Consider the following 17,900-nt stretch of genomic DNA (forward strand, 5'->3'; position numbering starts at 1 on the left):
TCCCTTCCTTTCTCCCGCGCACTCCCGCACAGCCACGAGGATCTCACCATGAACGCAACGTCCCAAGCCACCCGCCACGTGCAGCGCCTGCTCGCCCGTACCGTCCTCCTCTGCGCCTGCGCCGGCACCGCGGCCCTTGCCGCGTTCGCGCCGCTCGCGCATGCCGACGCACTCGACACGATCGCGAAATCGGGCGTCGTGCGCATCGGCGTGTTCGAGGACTACCCGCCGTTCGGCTCGATCGGCCCCGACATGAAGCCGCAAGGCTACGACATCGACATGGCGAACCTGATCGGCAAGGCACTCAACGCGAAAGTCGAACTCGTGCAGGTCACCGGCGACAACCGGATGGCCTATCTCGCCGACCGCAAGACCGACATGCTGCTATCGGTCGGGCAGACGCCGGAACGCGCGAAGGTGATCGACTTCTCGAGCGCGTATGCACCGTACTACCTCGCGGTGTTCGGCCCGAAATCGCTGGCCGTGAAGGGCAACGCCGATCTCGCCGGCAAGTCGGTCGCGGTCGCGCGCGGCACGCTCGAGGATCTGAGCGTCAGCAAGGTCGCGCCGCCGAGCGCGACGATCAAGCGCTTCGACGATCCGAACGGCGCGATCGCGGCGTTCCTGTCGGGGCAGGCGCAACTGCTCGTGGTCGGCAACGACGTCGGCGCGACGATCATCGCGCGCCATCCGTCGATCGATCCGGAGCAGAAGTTCTCGCTGTTCAGCTCGCCCGATCACGTCGGCCTGAACAAGAACGAGCCGCGCCTGATGCAGAAGGTCAACGACGCGATTGCCGGCGCCCGCAAGAGCGGCACGTTGAATGCGTTGTCGCAGAAATGGCTGCACGCGGCACTGCCGGCCGACCTGTAATGCGCGCCGCCCCCGCCCCGCATTCACGACGAAAGGCATCGCGATGACCTACGTGTTCGACTTCAGCGATTTCGGCCTGTACGCCGGCATGCTCGCGCGCGGCATCGGCGTGACGCTCGGCCTCACCGCGGCCGCCACCGTGCTGGGCGGCCTGATCGGCACCACCGGCGCGTGGGTCGCGCTCGCCGGCCCGCGCTGGGCGCGCTTGCTCGTCGCGGCCTACGTCGAGCTGATCCGCAATACGCCGTTCCTGGTCCAGCTGTTCTTCATCTTCTTCGGGCTGCCCGGGATCGGCGTGCACATCGACGAAGCCCAGGCGGCCGTGCTGGCGATGACGGTCAACCTGGGCGCGTACGCGGTCGAGATCCTGCGCGCCGGCATCGAATCGGTGCCGCACGGGCAGGTGCAGGCGGCGCGCGCGCTCGGGCTGCACGGCCGGCAGGTGTTCGGCCACGTCGTGCTGCCGCAGGCGCTCGCGAACGTGTACCCCGCGCTGCTCGGACAGGTGCTGATCGTGATGCTCGGCTCGGCGGTCGTGTCGCAGATCTCGGTGCCCGACCTGACCTATGCGGCGAACTTCATCCAGTCGCGCAATTTCCGTGCGTTCGAGATCTATATCGTCGTGACCGCGATCTACCTGCTGCTGTCGATCGCGCTGCGCATGCTGCTCAATCGTATCGGCCGGCGCCTGTTCTCGGGCCGCACGCAGCGCGGCGCGGCGGCCGCGCCTCGGCGCGGCTGTCTTGGCCGCCTCGCGTGGCGGGCCCGTTCCCCTGAAACCCGCCTGTCGACGGAGCGTGCACGATGATCGAATTCACCTTCCAGGACATCGCGTGGAACCTGCTGCTCGCCGCGCGCTGGACCCTGCTGCTGTCGCTGATCACGTTCGTCGGCGGCAGCGTCGCCGGGTTCGCGCTGCTGGCAATGCGCATCTCGGCGTCGGCCGCGCTGCGTCGCTTCGTGATCCTGTACGTCGAGGTGTTCCAGGGCACGCCGTTGCTGATGCAGCTGTTCCTCGGCTTCTTCGGCCTGCCGCTCGTCGGCATCGACGTGACGCCCTGGGTTGCCGCGTCGGTCGTGCTGACGCTGAACGCCAGCGCGTATCTGACCGACATCTGGCGCGGCTGCGTGGACGCGGTACCGCGCGGCCAGTGGAACGCGGCGGCCAGCCTCGGCATGACGTGGACCCAGCAGCTGCGCTACGTGGTGTGGCCGCAGGCGTGGAAGATCGCGCTGCCGCCGACCGTCGGCTTCCTCGTACAGTCAGTCAAGAGCACCGCGCTGACGTCAATCATCGGGCTGACCGAACTGACCAAGACGGGCAACATCATCACCAACGCGGTATTCAAGCCGTTTCCGATCTACGCGATGGTCGCGCTGCTCTACTTCGCGACGTGCTTCCCGCTGACGTGTTATGCCCGCGTGCTCGAACGTCGCTATCGCGTCGCGAAGGCCCGCTGAACCGGCGCCGCGCGCGCTTCATTACGATCCAGGAACTTCCATGATTTCCATCAGCAACGTTTCGAAGTGGTACGGCCCGTTTCAGGTCCTCACCGACTGCACGACCGAGGTCAGGAAAGGTGAAGTGGTCGTCGTGTGCGGCCCGTCGGGTTCGGGCAAATCCACGCTGATCAAGACCGTGAACGGCCTCGAGCCGTTCCAGCAGGGTGGGATCCTCGTGAACGGCCAGTCGGTCGGCGACAGGAAGACGAACCTGTCGAAACTGCGTTCGAAGGTCGGGATGGTGTTCCAGCATTTCGAGCTGTTCCCGCACCTGTCGATCACCGAGAACCTGACGCTCGCGCAGGTCAAGGTGCTCGGCCGCGGCAAGGACGAAGCGAACGAGAAGGGCCTGAAGCTGCTCGACCGCGTCGGCCTGAAGGCGCATGCGCACAAGTTTCCGGGCCAGCTGTCGGGCGGCCAGCAGCAGCGTGTCGCGATCGCGCGCGCGCTGTCGATGGACCCGATCGCGATGCTGTTCGACGAGCCGACGTCCGCGCTCGACCCCGAGATGATCAACGAAGTGCTCGACGTGATGGTCGAACTCGCGCAGGAAGGGATGACGATGATGGTCGTCACGCACGAGATGGGCTTCGCGAAGAAGGTCGCCCACCGCGTGATCTTCATGGACAAGGGCGCGATCGTCGAGGACGACCGCAAGGACGATTTCTTCTCGAATCCGAAATCGGAACGCGCGAAGGACTTCCTCGCGAAGATCCTGCACTGAGCGATACCGTGGTGCGCCGTCGCGCGCCCGTTCCACCCCGACTCTCCCGATGAAACGACTTCCCTCCCTCAACGCGCTGCAGGTCTTCGACATCGTTGCCCGTCACGGCAGCTTCACGCGCGCCGCCGAGCACCTGTGCCTGACCCAGGGGGCCGTGAGCCGGCAGATCCTCGCGCTCGAGAGCTTCTATCAGTTCGCGCTGTTCAAGCGCACGCCCAAGGGGCTGACGCTGACGGCCGAAGGCGAACTCCTGCTGCCGACCGTGCGCGAAAGCTTCGCGCGCATCGAGGAGGTCTCGATGCGCCTGTCGCGCCGGCGGACCGAACTCGCGCTGAAGGTGCCGACCTGCATGATGCAGTGGATGCTGCCGCGCATCATGCGGTTCCAGGCCGAGCACCCCGAACTGCAGGTGCAGATCACCACCACCTGGGATCACCAGGTCGACTTCCGCATGGAGCCGTTCGACGCCGCGGTGATCTACGCGGCCGGCGCCGGCCCCGACATGCATGCGATCCCGTTGTTCGAGGAACGGCTCACACCGGTCTGTGCTCCGAACCTGCCGGACCGGCAGCCGCTCGCAAGTCTCGACGACCTGGCCGGTCACACGTTGCTGCATCCGACGCGCGACCATCGCGACTGGAAGCGGTGGCTCGACCATGCGGGCGCGCCGCACGTCGACTCGACGCGCGGCTTGAGCTTCGAAACGCTGGATCTCGCGACGCACGCGGCGATCGACGGCTACGGCGTCGCGATCGGCGACCGGACGCTCGCGGACGAAAGCGTGGCGGCGCACCGGCTGGTGATGCCGTTCGACCTCTCGTTGCCGACGGGGATGGGCTACTACTTCGTGTATCCGGACGGTGCGGAACAGCAGCAGAAGATCCAGCTGTTCGGCGGCTGGATCGCGAACGAACGCAAGGGCGCGTCGTCGGGTGGCACGCCTGCCCGCCCCGACACCTCGGCGCCGCACGCCGCCTGACACATCGCGCCCCAGCGGGGCAAAAACTGCACCCGGCGGCAAAACGTCCCCTGAAACAGCTCGGTAAAGTGGCCGGCGGCCATGCGTCATGCATCACGGCCGCGCCAAAAAAATCCGATTCAGGAGACAAGCAATGCAACGCATCACGAGATCCGCCATTCGCCGATCGGCATGGGCCGCATCCGGCACAGCGCTCACCCTGGGGCTGTATGCCTGCGGCGGCGTCGACTCCTCTTCCACGCCTGTCACGCAGCAGGACTTCGGCTACACGACGTTGAACCTGATCACCAAGGACGGCCTGAAGTTCAAGGACATGGACAAGAGCGGCCAGCTCGAGCCCTACGAAGACTGGCGGCTGAGTGCCGAAGTGCGTGCACGGGACCTGGTCGGCCGCCTCACGCTGGCCGAGAAAGCCGGCCTGATGATGCACGGCACCGCGCCGGTGCTGAACGACACGACCGGTGCGGGCACCGGCTCCGCGTACGACCTGGCCGCGCTCAAGACGCTCATCAATCAGCGGGGCGTCAACACCTTCATCACGCGCATGAGTGCCGATCCGCACACCATGGCCGACCAAGGCAACCAGATTCAGAAGCTGGCGGAGCAGTCCCGGCTCGGCATCCCGGTGTCGATCAGTTCCGACCCGCGCAACCATTTCCAGTACACGCTCGGCGCAAGCGCGGGCGGCAGCGGCTTCTCGCAGTGGCCGGAAACGCTCGGCTTCGCCGCGATCGGCGACGCGGCACTCACGCGAAACTTCGGCGATATCGCGCGCCAGGAGTATCGCGCGGTCGGCATCACCGAAGCGCTTTCGCCGCAGGCCGACCTGGCGACCGAGCCGCGCTGGGCACGCATCAACGGCACCTTCGGCGAGGACGCCGATCTCGCCCGCACGCAGGTCCAGGCCTATATCGAAGGCTTCCAGGGCGGCAGCAACGGCATCCAGGCCAACAGCGTCATCGCCGTCGTCAAGCACTGGGCCGGATATGGCGCGCAGAAACTCGGGTTCGACAGCCACAATTACTACGGCCGCTATGCGACCTATCCGGGCAACAATTTCGCCTATCACCTGAAGCCGTTCGAAGGTGCCTTTGCCGCCAACGTCGGCTCGGTCATGCCGACCTATTCCGAACCCGACACGACGGTGACGGTCGACGGCATCACGCTGGAGCCGGTCGGCGGGGCTTACGACAAGGCGTTGCTGACCGACCTGCTGCGCGGGAAATACGGCTTCAAGGGCGTGATCCTGTCCGACTGGCTGATCGCCGACGACTGCGACGCGAACTGCATCAACGGCGTGTCGTCGGGGGCCCCGTCGTTCGTCGGACTGGGCATGCCCTGGGGGATGGAGGGCGCGACCCGCGTGCAGCGTTTCGCGCGAGCGGTCAACGCCGGCATCGACCAGTTCGGCGGAGACGACGATCCGAGCGACCTCATCGACGCCGTCAACCGCGGGCAGTTGTCGGAAGACCGCTTGTCGGAGTCGGCCTATCGCGTCCTGCTGCAGAAATTCCAGCAAGGCCTGTTCGACCATCCGTATGTCGATGCGGACGCGGCCGGCAAGATCGTCGGAAACGCCGACTTCCAGGCCCGGGCGCTCGATGCGCAGCGCCGTTCGATGGTGCTGCTGCAGAACAACGGCAAGCTGCTGCCGATGACGGCGTCGGGCAAGAAAGTCTGGCTGTACGGCATCGACCCCGCCGTCGCACGGCAATATGGCTATCAGGTCGTCGATACGCCGCAAGCCGCTGACGTCGCGATTCTCCGCGTGAGCACGCCCTATCAAACGCTGCACCCGAACTACATGTTCGGCTCGATGCAGCATGAAGGCAGTCTCGCGTTCGTCGACGGCAGTGCGGACTACGAGGCCATCAAGCAGGCCGCGCTTGCGCCGAAGTCGATCGTCTCGGTGTACATGGATCGTCCCGCGATCCTGACCAACGTGCAGGACAAGGCCACCGCGATCCTCGCCAATTTCGGCGTGACCGATGCCGCGCTGTTCGACGTGCTGACCGGGAAAGGTCAACCGCAAGGGAAGCTGCCGTTCGAGCTGCCGTCGTCGATGGCGGAAGTCGCGGCGCAACGGGAAGACGTGCCGCACGACACCGCGCATCCGTTGTATCCGTTCGGATACGGTCTCTCGTATTGATGCGTCGTCGATGCCGGCTCGCCGATCGGTGCCGGCATCGACTACGGCCGCCGACTCGCGCCTGGCCGCTCGCTTGCGGCGACGCGCTCGACCCAGCCCCGGTAGAACGCGCGGTACTTGAGCACGAGCTTGTCGTACTTGCTGTATGCGCCGCCGCCGTCCGGCTTCATCCCGTTCCAGATCTTGACGTCGTACCCCGCGGCCTGCTTCGTCTGGAGCCCGAACAGCACGTAGTCGATCGCGCGGCGCAGGGGGCCGCCCGCCTTCCTGATCGAGATGAGCATGTGCATGACGTTCTTGCCGTCGCTCACCGGCGTCACACACTGGAGCAGCTTGTATTTGGCGTCTCCGTCCAGCGCGACGGTCATGACGCACCCGCCGGGATAGCCGTCGAAGTGCAGGTTCATCTGCGACATGTTCAAGCCGAGCGCGCGCGACAGCATGCCGAGGGGCCCGAAGTACCGGTTCACGGTGAAGTCGATCCCGGCGCCGAACCACGCGCCCGCCCGGGCCAGCGGCTCGACCTCCGGCCACGGGCGCCAGTCGTCGTGGAGCTTGAGCTCGAAGGCCGAGATCGGCAGCGCGTGGACGGGGTGCGCGTGCTGCGCGTCGTAGAAGTTCTCGACGATCCGCAGGACCGCCGTCGTCGTCTCGAACGCGAAGTGCAGGTGCATGAAGTCGCCGTTGTCGACATCGGCCGCGGCGATCTCGGGCAGCGGGTGCAGCGGCTGCGGGGAGCCGTACCAGACCCACACGTAGCCGTACCGCTCGGCGGTGACCAGCGTCGGCTGGCGCGCCCCGCGCGGGACCGGCTCCAGCCGGTGCACCGCCTGGCTGTGGCCCGGAATGTGAATGCACTGGCCCTGCTCGTCGTACCGCCAGTGGTGAAACGGGCACTGGATGCACCCGTCCTTGACCTGCCCGTCGGCCAGGTTCGCGCCGAGGTGCGAGCAGTGGCGGTCCATCACCACGGCCCGCCCCGTCGCGCCGCGCCACGCCACGCAGGGCCGGCCGAAGAGCGTCAGCGCCAGCGGCTTGTCCTTGAGGTCGTCCGAACGCATCGCCACGTACCAGCTCGCGGCCACGCGCGTGGTCGCATCGTACGCCCCCGACGGTTGCTCCCTGGCATCCGCCTGATGCAATTGAAATTGAACGTCGTCCATGTTTTCGTGGCTGTGTCGGCCGACTACTTCAACGCCAGGCCGATGCGGGTGGTGACGTACGCCCTGAGCAGCGCGAACATCGGGTTGTAGTCGAAGTACTTTTTCACCTCGGCCGGCGCGCTCGTCTGCGTCCAGTGCAGCAGCTTCATCGCCGGCACCAGGCTGTACTTCGAGTTGTTGAGCTGCGGTTTGGCCCCGGTGATGCAGTACCCGAAGCCGAACATCGGCTTCGCGAATTCCCGTTCGTTGATGAGGACGTGAATCCGCGCGGCGGCCTCCCCGGCCGTCTTGCGCCCGGCGCTCACGGCTTCGACCTCGGCCTTGGCGTCGTTGAACAACTGGTAGTACCCCTCCATGTCCGCGCACAGGAAGCCGAGATACGGGGCGTTGTCGTCGAGGTGATCGAGGTCGCGCTCGTTGCGCGACGCGCGGAACCTCGCGTGGGCCTGCACGAGCCGGAACTGCCCGAGGATCGTGCCGACCGCCCACAGCCTGTGGAACGCGTCCCACAGGCGGAAATCCGAGAACGCCGTGTAACAGCAGCTGACGAAGTCGTCGTTGTGGTCCAGCAGCTTCTGCTGCAGGCGCTCGATGTACTCGAAGCGCTCGGGGGAAAAATCGTCGTCGCGCAGCGCCTTGATGAGGCGCGCCGCGAGCGCGTGAATGGTCACCGCGGTGTTCTCGAGCCCGCGGGAGAAGAGCGGATCGATGAACCCGTTCGCGTGCAGCATCAGGCAATAGCGGTCGCCGACGCAGGCGCGCGACGAGAACTGCAGGCGGTCGGTCTTGACCCAGTCGCGCACCGGCACGGCATCGCGAAACTGCGCCGCGATGCTCGGGAACCGCGCGAGGAATTCATCGAACTCCTGCTGCGCGGGGATGTCCGTTTTCGGGTAGATACGCGGGTCGAGCTGCAGGCCGACGCTCACCAGGTTGTTGGTCGACCGCGCGTGGTTGTTGAACGGAATCACCCAGAGCCAGCCGCCCTCGAACATGTGGTGCAAGGTCCCCTCGTGCCAGCGCCAGCGCTGCCCCTTGACCTTGAAGATGTCGTCGAACGGCTTGACCCCGAGCATGTGCGTGTAGAGGCTGCGCGAGTGCGTCTTGAAGCGGCACGGCTCTTCGCGGAGGTTGAACTTGGTCGCGAGCGGCGCGCGGGGTCCCCCGCAGTCGATCATGTACCGGCCGGTGAACCGTTCGCCCTGGGCGGTGGCCACCGCGACGCCGTCCTTGTCGGCGTGGTAGTCAGTCACGCTCGTCTTCTGGCGGACCGTGCAGCCGTATTTGATAGCCGCTTGCAGCAGGTAGGCGTCGACGTCCTGCCGGTAATAATGGCTCTCCGGCCCCCACGGCAGCTCGGGAATGACGCACTGCGTGAACTCCTTCGGGTCGTGCTCCTCGCCGGGCTTGTGGAACACGAAGCCGAAGTTGCGCTTGATGCCCGTGCTCGACGCGACGTAACGCTGCGTCGCATAGAACGACGTGATGTGGTCCAGCTCCGGAATGCCGTAGCGATCGGCGATGATGCGGTTCATCAGGGACGTCTCGGGGATCGACGATTCGCCGATCGTGAACCGCGGGTGCGACGACTCCTCGATGATCAGGACACGAAACCGTTGTTTGGCCAGGATGGCCCCCATCTGGGTCCCGGACATGCCCGAGCCGAGGATGATCACGTCGAAGTGGTGGTCGTCCCGCTCGTTTGCAGTGCTCTTCTGAGTCATGGGGGCAAGCTCTCCTGGTGAGATGGAACACATGGCCAAGCGCGTCAGGCGTCAGGGTTCGTCGAGCGCGGCGCGCAGGCGAAACCGCGCGGCACGCGTGAGCGTGAGCAGATCGCCGAGCATGCTGGGCGCGTACCCCCCGCTGCCGATCGTGGGGCCGCTCTGCCCGGCTTCGTACGTCCGCTCCGCCAATTTGAGGTGGGGCGCCCGGAAGTGCAGCAGGACCTCGAAGATCCGCTCGAGGGCCGCCAGCCCTGCTCCGACGGGCTCGCCCCGCGCGCGGGCCTGTTGCGCGTCGGCGAGCGCGTGGTCGACGAGCGACGGCTCCCCGGCGAACCGGGCGTAGACGGCCCTGAACGCGGGAAGCACATAAGGCAGGTACGTCTCCTTGAATTCCCGATAAGCGGGATGGTCGGATTGCGAGCCCCACAGGACGTGCTCCAGCACGAAGAGGGGCATTTCCACGGCGCCGGGGCCGAGGTAGCTTAGGCCCCCGACCCGAATCGGTTCGTAGAAGGGGCGAAGCTCGTCGTAGAAGACTTGCGGCGAGATGAAGCGGTAGGCGTAAACGATGGACTCGACCATTTTCTGAAGACAGGCCGCCAGCTCGACGCACCCTTCCTCGAACGCGGGCGACCGCAGCGGCACGTCGCACAGCCCCACCGTCAACGCGATGGCCGCCTCGAGGGACGCCATCGAGATGCGTACGCTCTCGAGCAGGTGCGTTTCGTCGTCGAGCCCGCTGTAGCTCCGCTGCGCGTCGGCCGTCGCGGGGTTCCAGACCGTCACATGCAGGAGCGTCTCGCGCGGCGGCAGGTCGGTCGCGCGCGCGAGGTCGAGCAGCACCGGCTCGAGCCCGGGCACCACGTCCACGGGCTCGTGTCCGTGCCGCTTGAGCGACCCCAGGAAGAACCCGATGTCCCGCATCGCGGCGGCCGCTTCGACGAAGCCCCAGCCGGGCGGCACGCCGTGCGCCGGAAGAAACTCGCGCAACAGGCCGACGATGCCGGGCACGTCCTTCTTGCGATTCAGGCCCGGCAGCTGCAGCACGAGCGCCCTCGCCTGCAGCGGATCGCAGGCCGCCACCGCGGCGTGCGCGGCCGCGAATTCGCCTACCCGGCCCAGTTCGCGCGCCACTACAGGGTCTCCGGCGCCACCACCGCCGGCCCGGGCCGGCTGCGCGCCCGCCCTGCATCGCCGTCACGCAGCGACCGCAAATAGTCGTAATTCGTCGGCAGGCTCGTCCGCAGACGCTCGGCCTCGCGCCGGATGCGGGCGAACATCGCCTCGGCCTTGTCGATCGACGCCGGCCGGTGCCGCAAGAGCGGCAGCGATCGGTCGGGCAGCAGCCCCAGGCCGGCAAAGATGCAGTAGTAGTTTCCGTTCAGCCAGAAGTTCTTGAATTCGTAGTCGAACGTTTCGTAGTACGTGGCGTCGTCGAACGACGTGGTGGTCAGCGGCAGCCCCGCCTTGTAGCGTTCGACCTTGTCCTTGATGGCGTCCGAGAGCCGCAGGTCGTGCCGGTTCGCGAGCCAGAACGGTGTGTCGTCGCGCGACGCGGTGAAATAGTGCGCCTGGACGAAATCCCGGCAGTCGTCGAACATGTAGACGATCTCGGCGTTGAACGCGTCTCTCAACCGCGGATCGAACCCGGTGTCGGGGAAGTGCTTCACGAGCTGGTAAAGCGCCGCGTAGATGAAGTAGATCCCCGTCGATTCCAGCGGCTCCAGAAAGCACGACGACAGCCCGATCGCGACGCAGTTGTTGACCCACGCCCGCCCGTTGCGCCCGACCCGGAACTTGATCTGGTTGAGCGGCTGCTCGTCCGAGAGGCCCCAGAGCTTGAGGAAGTCGGCCGTGGCCTGGTCGCGCGACGTGAACTTGCTCGAGAACACGTAGCCGCTGCCGAACCGGCCCAGCATCGGAATCTTCCAGGTCCAGCCCGAGTTCATCGCGATCGCGGACGTGTACGGCTCGATCCCCACGCGCGCGTCGTCGTTGGGCACCGCGCTGGCGACCGCGCTGTCGCACAGCAGGTAGTCGGACATGTCGATGAAGGGCTCTTTCAGGGCCTGGTTGATCAAGAGCCCGCGCATGCCGGAGCAGTCGATGAACAGGTCCGCCTCCAGCGTCCGCCCCGCCTTGGTGGACAGGCTGGCGATGTCGCCGCGCTCGTTCAGGTGAACCTCCACGACCTCGTCGACCACGCGTTTCACCCCGCGCCCGACGGCCCAGCGCTTCAGGAAATCGGCCACCAGGTGCGCGTCGAAGTGCCATGCGTGGGGCATCTGGCGGGTGCCGTCGAGCAGGCACGGTGCCAGCTTGGCGTCGAGCGCGTCGGGCTGCGGGTAGCAGGCGTACTCCATCGGCTGCTGGAAGCCCTGTTCGCGCTTGCGCAGCCAGTAATGGGTCAGCGGCACGCCGTCGCAGTTCGGCACGCTGCCGAACAAATGGTAGAAGTGATCGTCGCGCGAGCGGTCGGGGGACTTCCTCCAGTTCACGAACTTGATGGCGGACTTGAACGCGCCGTTCACCTGGGGCATCCACTCCCGCTCCGGTATCCCGAGGAAGTCGAAGAACACCTTCTGCAAATTCGGGATGGTCGCCTCGCCCACGCCGATCCGTGGGATCGCCTCGGACTCGATGAGCGTAATGCTCGCCTGCTGCTGGAGCGCCCGGACGAGGTACGAGGCGGACATCCAGCCCGCGGTGCCGCCGCCCACGATGACGATATGCTTGATCGGATTGCTCATGACACGCTTCCCATAGGATTTAAAACCCGAATGGACTTCCGCGAGGGTGCTCAATTGATCCGCGTTTAGAATAGGCCGTCGATTAATTAAATCAAACTGGCATGTTTGACAGGATTTTGATTTGTTTTACACCGGCTCCGTTTCGCGATCCAAATACTGAATACGATGCACGCGGACAATAAACCGTTTTCATATTAGCCACTATATTTGTTGTCAATTTAATGGTTAGTGCATGACCGTTAAATTATCCCCATTTTTCGCCCATCCCGGCCAGACGCATCGGCGGCCGCCATTACATTACCGGACGCGGCCCCGCAAAAATTACGCCATTAAAATGTGAGCAGACTTATTGCGGTAACTTCGACCTGGAACCTTCAAATTCCCGGATCAATGACAACGACAATTCCAGATTCTCAGGTTTTATTTCTGAACCGGATTAAGCACGCAAAAAACTCGAATATCATGATGATCGAATGAATCAATCGCTCGTGGAATTTCAGAATTTCAAACGTGAGGAATAAGTGTTGTCAGTGATAATTTCCACGGCTTATGATTATGCGGCACATATTCCGGGACGCCACTCGGCCTGACAATGATGGGTTCCGACACCGTCGCCTTGCATGCCACTTTCTGCTTTGCCGGCGCCATCCTGCCGGGGTCGCCTTCCGACAACCCATACAGATTCACGCTTCGCCAGTAATCGGCCATTTCACCCAGCCAATCGTTGGTCAGACGGGGTCAGCCCATGTTGACATTGAGTCCCATGCTGAAAATGTCGTTCTACGCCGCCATTGTGCTGCTGGTCCCCGGGCCGACAAACACGCTGCTGCTGTCTGCCGGGCTCAAGCTGAATCTGCGTGGTGCGTGCAGGTTGGTCGCGGCGGAGGCGTCTGGCTATGTGATCGCCATCACCGTATGGGGATTCTTTCTCTGGTCGTTGGCGACGCAATATCCGTGGATTGTCAGTTGCGTCAAGTTGATCAGCGCCACGTTCATCTTCTACCTCGCCGTGAACATGTGGTTCAAAGGCGCCGACTTCGGCGCCACCGACTCGCCGCCGCTGGCGTTCCGAGGGCTGTTCTTTGCGACCTTGATGAATCCCAAGGCCTTGTTGTTTTCAAGCGCAATTTTCCCGGAGTCGGCGTTCAGGTCGCTCGAGATTTTCTTGACGTCGACAGGTGTATTTCTGATCACCCTGATTCCGATCGGACTGCTGTGGTCTCGGTCGGGGCGACTGCTGGTCATGAATCGCTCGGAGGGCCGACTGGCTTCCATCGTGTTGCGGTGCTCCTCGCTGGTGTTGCTGACGTTCGCAGCAACGCTGGCCAGTTCGGTGCTCAATCAATGAGGGGGGCCCGGCGCGTTCTCGTGGAACCCATCGGCATGGATGCCGGGCGCACCTTGCACCGCATTCGCCGAATGCTTGCCGGCGTTGGCCCGCGTTCGTACCCGCTACGGCCGACGGTGCGCCAAGACCAAAGACAAGGACCACCAACGATCAAGCACGACGGCTCCGGGCTTTACGCATGCTTTCAGCTGCGGCTTTGGACTCGTTCAGCAGCATCTCCGCCGCCCGCCATGCCCTTGCGGCAGCCCGCGGATCTCCGATCGCACGCGCGTCCGCCGTGGCCCCGCTCAGCAACATCACGTACACGCCTGCCAGTTGACGTGCCCGGCGACGCGGAACGATCTCGGCAAGCAGTTGCTCCATCAGGGCCAGCAAGTCATCCCGATAGCGCACCGCCACGTCGGTCACCTTCGGGCAGGTCGCGCCAAACTCGGCCAGCGCCCGCTCGAACAGGCAGCCCGCGAACTCCGGGCTGCTGAACCAGGTGCCGTACCAGTCGAAAATCCCCTTCAGGCGCGCAGCGGCGTGCGGCATGGGGCCGAGCTTGGCGGCGATGCTCTCCATGATGAAGGTGTAGCGCTGTTCCAGCACTGCCTTGATCAGATCGTCCTTGCCCGCGAAGTGATGGTAGAGCGTCATGCGGGCAACGTCCGCTTCGGCGATGATCCGGTCGATGCCGACCGGATGAAAGCCATGGAGGGAAAACAACTCACCGGCCTTGTCGACCACCTGCTGGCGTTTGCTCGCGCGCATTCATGCATCTCCTGACTACAGGGCGGCATCTTAGCACCGCCGCCAGCACCGCTCCTTTCAGCCTGTCAGGCATGTGTTGCAGACTGCCGGATACGACCGCACTCTTTGGGGCCGTAACGCCTGCCCCTCCGCCATTCCCTGCGGTGCGCGATGACATGCGCGCTTGCTCCTCGCGCGGGATGCGACAGACATCTCGACGCGGCCAAGCGGAGGAACCTTGCTCGTTTCCGATGAGCGTCGCCATCCATCGATCCCGGACATCCCGGCCTGTTCGCTCCTGGCCGACGCACGACGAGGAAATGAAGGTATACCACTCTATCTACTTCGACTAAAATTTGCAGCGCGCAAACCACGCGTGATTCTCGTCACAACGGCCGATTTTATTTCGAATAGCTAACATTTTCGGGAAAGCACGTGCTTCGTTGCAACCTACCTCGCCTCGCCCCCGGCGGCGGTCGACCGGTAGCCACCTCGCACGTCGTATCGCCCTCCAAAGGCCAAAAATGCATACTCAAAAGCGCATCCTCTGCGTCGCCTTTTTGTCACTGCTTTCCGCTTGTTCAACGCTCGCTCCCGAGCGCGAAGCTGCCAGTAACCTGATGGGGAAGGATATCAACGAGGCGATCAAGCGGTTCGGCCGACCGAACCATACGGGCGTGGAAACGAGCGTGAGCCGCGATAGCAAGTTTTACGGGCAGCGGTGGTACATGTTCACTCGAAACGGCGCAGCGTGGGATTCGCAACGCGCGGTAGGTACGGCAGTAGAGGGCAACACCGTCGTTCAGTATGTCGAAACCGTTCACACTCAGGAGCGCTGCGACGTGATGTTGTGGACGGACAAGCAAAACATCATCGGCTACTACGAAGTGAAGGGAAACTGCGGCCTCTGGAATGCGGGCTTCGGCAATACGGGCGCCCTGCATCGCCTCGGTATCAACTGATTGCAATGCGCTGCCGAGGCGGTGTCAGCAAACATCGTCTCCCAAGCCGACACCTCCATCGATGACCGAATTTTGACGTAGACGATCCCTCGTCGGGATCATGTATCCGCCCGGTCGGCAACCGATCGGGCAGCCGTTACCGTTGCGCGCAGCGTTTTCAGCAAGGCACCCGGCCACCGCCCATCATGCACCATCGCTGCGTCTCCTGTGGCGGGGGCGCGTACGGTAGTCCGGTCCTCGGATCGATGTTGTCATACTGCCCCATGGGGTGCCGAGCCCGCCACGCGGCCTGCTCGGCATACTGTTGCTCGATCGCGGCGTGCTCTCGTGCCAGATCCGCCTTCTGCGCGTCGTCTACTTTCTTCGTCATGGTCACGAGCCGTGCGAACTTGGGATCGCGAACATCCTGCAGCGGCGGAAACGGTGGCAAAGGCGGCATGATCAGCACAGGGCCGGTGTATTTCGGTATCGGCAATTTGGAGGGCCGGCCAAAGTTCGCCGCCATATCCATTTCCCACAATGCAGCGCTCATGCCGAGTACATGTTCGTAGTCGCGATTGACGACCGCCAGCGTGACCGGCCCCGACGGCGCCGGCAATGGCTGCAAGGCCGGCGGAAGCGTCTGTCGAGCCTCGGGATAGATGATGCGGGCATACACGATTGCCGCGACGGAGTACTGCTGGAGGACCGCCTCGTACGTGTCCAGTATCTGCGCTCGACCATAGCCGCCAGGATTCTCGAACATCGGCTTGTATGCCAATACCTTCCGGCTATACAACGCATTCGCATTCCGCTGCTCCGCGACAGCCTGTTGTTGAGGATCGGCCGGCGCGGACGCCGATAGCGGCGCGCACCCCGAAAGCACGCTGGCGACGAGCAATAGCCCGACCGTCGCGCGAACGGCCGTCGGGTATTGACGCGACCTGTCGGCGATCGCCTGGTTGACCCGGGCGAACAAAACAGTGGATTTCTTGATGGCTCTTGTCTGCATGGCAGGGCGTCCGGGAGGCGTGGTCATCTTGAGCTGGGTCCTGTTCGCGACTGCGAACACGATGCGTTGCTGTCGAAAGGAAAGCGGCACAAAGCCGTTATTGGGGCTGGACATCAACCTGGCGCACATCGCACGACGATGCCCCGATCGACGAACGACGTCAGCAACCCCGTGTACGTCGGGCATGCGCCGGTCCCATGGTGTGCGAGCACATCGTCGATTTCGGCCCGGTCGTTGCGCACGCATTCGTACTGCCGCGCAGTGGATGGATGCAGCGAAGCAAACGCGCCGCACAAATGCACGTATGCAACGACTTCCTCGAACATTCTCGTATTGATCTCGAGGGCGACCATCATTTCGGCGCTATATCCGCATTCCGAATCCACCTTTTCTGCATAGGCCCGCATGTCGTAGGCGGGCAGCCAAGGTGGCTCCAACCCGTTCAGGCTACGGGCAATCTCATTGATACTGGCTGTCAGCGTCATGGTGAAATTCCTGCCCAAACCACACTCGGCGCCCTTGCACCGCTTGGCCTCCGGCCCACCCCTTGGCGACGCGAGAAGAACGATATGATGAATGTATACTAGTCGATCTACTTTGACTAGAATCGCGATCAGCAAGGCCGAGGCAATCGGCGCACGCACGACGGCCGCCGTGTTTCTACTTCTCGATATATTTTCCGTTCCTAATATTTGGGAAATGAACACGTTTCACAAAAGTGCTATTCGGCGGTTAATTATTCGGCGGTTAATACACGCCCGCCATGCCAGCGACAGGCAGATACCTGTGCGCCGTACCTTGAAGCCCGCTTCCACCGATCTCTCCGGATCTTCTGTCATGCCGCGTGCCGCTTTTCTGCCGCTTCTTGCCGCATCGTTCGCATCGAAGGGCCTGTACGGCGCCGGCCTGGTGCTTGGCCTCGCGCTCACCGTGCCGGCCGCCGCACAAACGCATGCCTCCGCGCCACGCGTGGTGTCCGAGTTGAAGGACATCCCGTCCGTCACGGATTACGACGTCAAATGCCGCTGATCGCCCGTCGTCGGCTGCTTCACCCGGGCCGCCGCGCCAACCAGGAGCGCCTCATGCAACGTCTGCCCATGCGCCCCCCGCCCCCCGTCCGGCGTGCGCTATCCGCCGGCGTCCTGCTGATCGGCCTGAGCGCGTGCGAGCGCGCCACGCCGCCCGCCAGCCTGACGGCGGACCCCGCATCCGCGGTGTCGTTGCCGGCCGCCCACGTGCCGGAAACAGCCCCGGCATCGCCGCTGCAAACGCTGCTGGGCGTATTCGGCGGGACGAAGCCGGCAACCTGGCCGGCGTTCGACAACCTGCCAGGCGTGCACTGGAGCGACGCGAAGCCGCTCGGCAATCCGGACGGCCATTCCCCCGAGGCCACGCACACCCGTAGCGGCAGCACGCTGCTCACCGGCTTCGGCGACGTGGATGTGCCGGACGGCAAGGTCGGCGAGGAAGCCGGCATCAAAATGGACAACGAAGGCCACGTCGGCGTCGTCCTCAACGGCAACGCGACCTACGTCCTGTCGATCGCGCTGCGCAAGTTCTACCCGAGCGACGACACGCAGGACATCCTGCTGCGCCAGCTCGGCCGCCGTGCCACGGTCAAGCGCATCGCCGGCCGATGCGCGCTCGACTACGGCACCACCGCGCCGAACACACAAAATAACGTGTTCTTCCGGGTCAGCATCGCCAACGCCGCCGTGCCGGTGTTTGCGGAAACCTACGTCGATGAAGAGGGCGGCAATCAGGGCCCGGGGGCGACGAACTTCGTGTTCTACCGCACCCGGCCGGACCAACGTATCGCGAGCATGAAGTGCAAGGGCGCCAACGCCTGAGCAGGCGTGCGCGGGCATCAGGGCACTCGCACGCGCCGTGCATGCCAGCGCCTGCCTGCCGCCGCAAAGGCGGCCGAAGCACAGAGTTTCGGGCGCATCGCCGCCCATCCGGACTGCTGATCGAATGGAAGACATCGGCTTGACACCAT

The 17,900-nt window shown here is 64.4% G+C and carries 17 protein-coding genes; 10 read left to right on the top strand and 7 right to left on the bottom strand.

From position 1 onward, the window contains the following. Positions 1–48: 48 nt before the first annotated feature. The 6 genes from F3J15_RS02040 (at position 49) to F3J15_RS02065 (ending at position 6,228) form a co-directional block, all read left to right on the top strand. A complete protein-coding gene (locus tag F3J15_RS02040; RefSeq protein WP_156814585.1) occupies positions 49–873 on the top strand; it encodes a transporter substrate-binding domain-containing protein in 825 nt (274 codons plus the stop codon). Between the two features lie 43 nt (positions 874–916). Continuing rightward, a complete protein-coding gene (locus F3J15_RS02045; RefSeq protein WP_166887097.1) occupies positions 917–1,681 on the top strand; it encodes an amino acid ABC transporter permease in 765 nt (254 codons plus the stop codon). Further along, the gene (locus tag F3J15_RS02050; RefSeq protein ID WP_166887100.1) at positions 1,678–2,334 is read left to right on the top strand and encodes an amino acid ABC transporter permease; all 657 of its coding nucleotides are present in this window, start codon (positions 1,678–1,680) and stop codon (positions 2,332–2,334) included. The genes F3J15_RS02045 and F3J15_RS02050 overlap by 4 nt, the downstream gene beginning before the upstream one ends. Before the next feature lie 40 nt (positions 2,335–2,374). Continuing rightward, complete coding sequence (locus F3J15_RS02055; protein ID WP_089449181.1) at positions 2,375–3,100, top strand: amino acid ABC transporter ATP-binding protein; 726 nt, start codon at positions 2,375–2,377, stop codon at positions 3,098–3,100. 49 nt (positions 3,101–3,149) lie between these two features. Further along, positions 3,150–4,079, top strand: coding sequence for a LysR substrate-binding domain-containing protein (locus F3J15_RS02060; RefSeq protein ID WP_166887103.1), 930 nt, complete (start codon positions 3,150–3,152; stop codon positions 4,077–4,079). Positions 4,080–4,212: 133 nt separating this feature from the next. After that, positions 4,213–6,228 (top strand): glycoside hydrolase family 3 N-terminal domain-containing protein, encoded by a 2,016-nt coding sequence (locus F3J15_RS02065; RefSeq protein ID WP_166887106.1) that lies wholly within the window; start codon positions 4,213–4,215, stop codon positions 6,226–6,228. A 41-nt stretch (positions 6,229–6,269) separates the two neighbouring features. Here the strand turns inward: F3J15_RS02065 and F3J15_RS02070 are convergent, their stop codons facing one another. From F3J15_RS02070 to F3J15_RS02085, 4 genes are read right to left on the bottom strand one after another with little or no spacing between them, the layout of a single operon-like run. Then, positions 6,270–7,391 carry a Rieske 2Fe-2S domain-containing protein gene (locus F3J15_RS02070; RefSeq protein WP_166887109.1) on the bottom strand — a complete coding sequence of 374 codons (1,122 nt, stop codon included), beginning with the start codon at positions 7,389–7,391 and terminating at the stop codon, positions 6,270–6,272. 23 nt (positions 7,392–7,414) lie between these two features. After that, positions 7,415–9,115 carry a tryptophan 7-halogenase gene (locus F3J15_RS02075; RefSeq protein ID WP_166887112.1) on the bottom strand — a complete coding sequence of 567 codons (1,701 nt, stop codon included), beginning with the start codon at positions 9,113–9,115 and terminating at the stop codon, positions 7,415–7,417. Between the two features lie 51 nt (positions 9,116–9,166). Then, the gene (locus F3J15_RS02080; protein WP_166887115.1) at positions 9,167–10,252 is read right to left on the bottom strand and encodes a monodechloroaminopyrrolnitrin synthase PrnB family protein; all 1,086 of its coding nucleotides are present in this window, start codon (positions 10,250–10,252) and stop codon (positions 9,167–9,169) included. Then, positions 10,252–11,868, bottom strand: a complete 1,617-nt coding sequence (locus tag F3J15_RS02085; protein WP_166887119.1) for a tryptophan halogenase family protein — start codon at positions 11,866–11,868, stop codon at positions 10,252–10,254. The genes F3J15_RS02080 and F3J15_RS02085 overlap by 1 nt, the downstream gene beginning before the upstream one ends. 763 nt (positions 11,869–12,631) lie before the next feature. On the opposite strand from F3J15_RS02085, the gene F3J15_RS02090 reads away from it, so the two are divergent. Then, positions 12,632–13,216 carry a LysE family transporter gene (locus tag F3J15_RS02090; protein ID WP_240159094.1) on the top strand — a complete coding sequence of 195 codons (585 nt, stop codon included), beginning with the start codon at positions 12,632–12,634 and terminating at the stop codon, positions 13,214–13,216. Positions 13,217–13,366: 150 nt separating this feature from the next. Here the strand turns inward: F3J15_RS02090 and F3J15_RS02095 are convergent, their stop codons facing one another. Next, positions 13,367–13,969 carry a TetR/AcrR family transcriptional regulator gene (locus F3J15_RS02095; RefSeq protein ID WP_166887125.1) on the bottom strand — a complete coding sequence of 201 codons (603 nt, stop codon included), beginning with the start codon at positions 13,967–13,969 and terminating at the stop codon, positions 13,367–13,369. 503 nt (positions 13,970–14,472) lie between these two features. Between F3J15_RS02095 and F3J15_RS02100 the strand changes: the two genes are divergently transcribed. Next, complete coding sequence (locus F3J15_RS02100; protein ID WP_166887128.1) at positions 14,473–14,910, top strand: hypothetical protein; 438 nt, start codon at positions 14,473–14,475, stop codon at positions 14,908–14,910. Positions 14,911–15,067: 157 nt separating this feature from the next. Here F3J15_RS02100 and F3J15_RS02105 read toward each other — a convergent pair whose 3' ends face one another. Both F3J15_RS02105 and F3J15_RS02110 read right to left on the bottom strand, forming a co-directional pair. After that, a complete protein-coding gene (locus F3J15_RS02105) occupies positions 15,068–16,015 on the bottom strand; it encodes a hypothetical protein (RefSeq protein WP_240159097.1) in 948 nt (315 codons plus the stop codon). Continuing rightward, positions 16,015–16,386 carry a hypothetical protein gene (locus F3J15_RS02110; protein ID WP_166887132.1) on the bottom strand — a complete coding sequence of 124 codons (372 nt, stop codon included), beginning with the start codon at positions 16,384–16,386 and terminating at the stop codon, positions 16,015–16,017. The genes F3J15_RS02105 and F3J15_RS02110 overlap by 1 nt, the downstream gene beginning before the upstream one ends. Before the next feature lie 112 nt (positions 16,387–16,498). Between F3J15_RS02110 and F3J15_RS02115 the strand changes: the two genes are divergently transcribed. Together F3J15_RS02115 and F3J15_RS02120 are read left to right on the top strand one after the other, a co-directional pair. After that, positions 16,499–16,930: a hypothetical protein gene (locus F3J15_RS02115; RefSeq protein ID WP_166887135.1), complete on the top strand. Its 432-nt coding sequence runs from the start codon at positions 16,499–16,501 to the stop codon at positions 16,928–16,930. Then, the gene (locus tag F3J15_RS02120) at positions 16,921–17,751 is read left to right on the top strand and encodes a hypothetical protein (RefSeq protein WP_166887138.1); all 831 of its coding nucleotides are present in this window, start codon (positions 16,921–16,923) and stop codon (positions 17,749–17,751) included. The genes F3J15_RS02115 and F3J15_RS02120 overlap by 10 nt, the downstream gene beginning before the upstream one ends. Positions 17,752–17,900: the final 149 nt, after the last annotated feature.

The sequence above is a fragment of the Burkholderia sp. Ap-955 genome, assembly GCF_011753045.1.
Lineage (GTDB): Bacteria > Pseudomonadota > Gammaproteobacteria > Burkholderiales > Burkholderiaceae > Burkholderia > Burkholderia lata_D.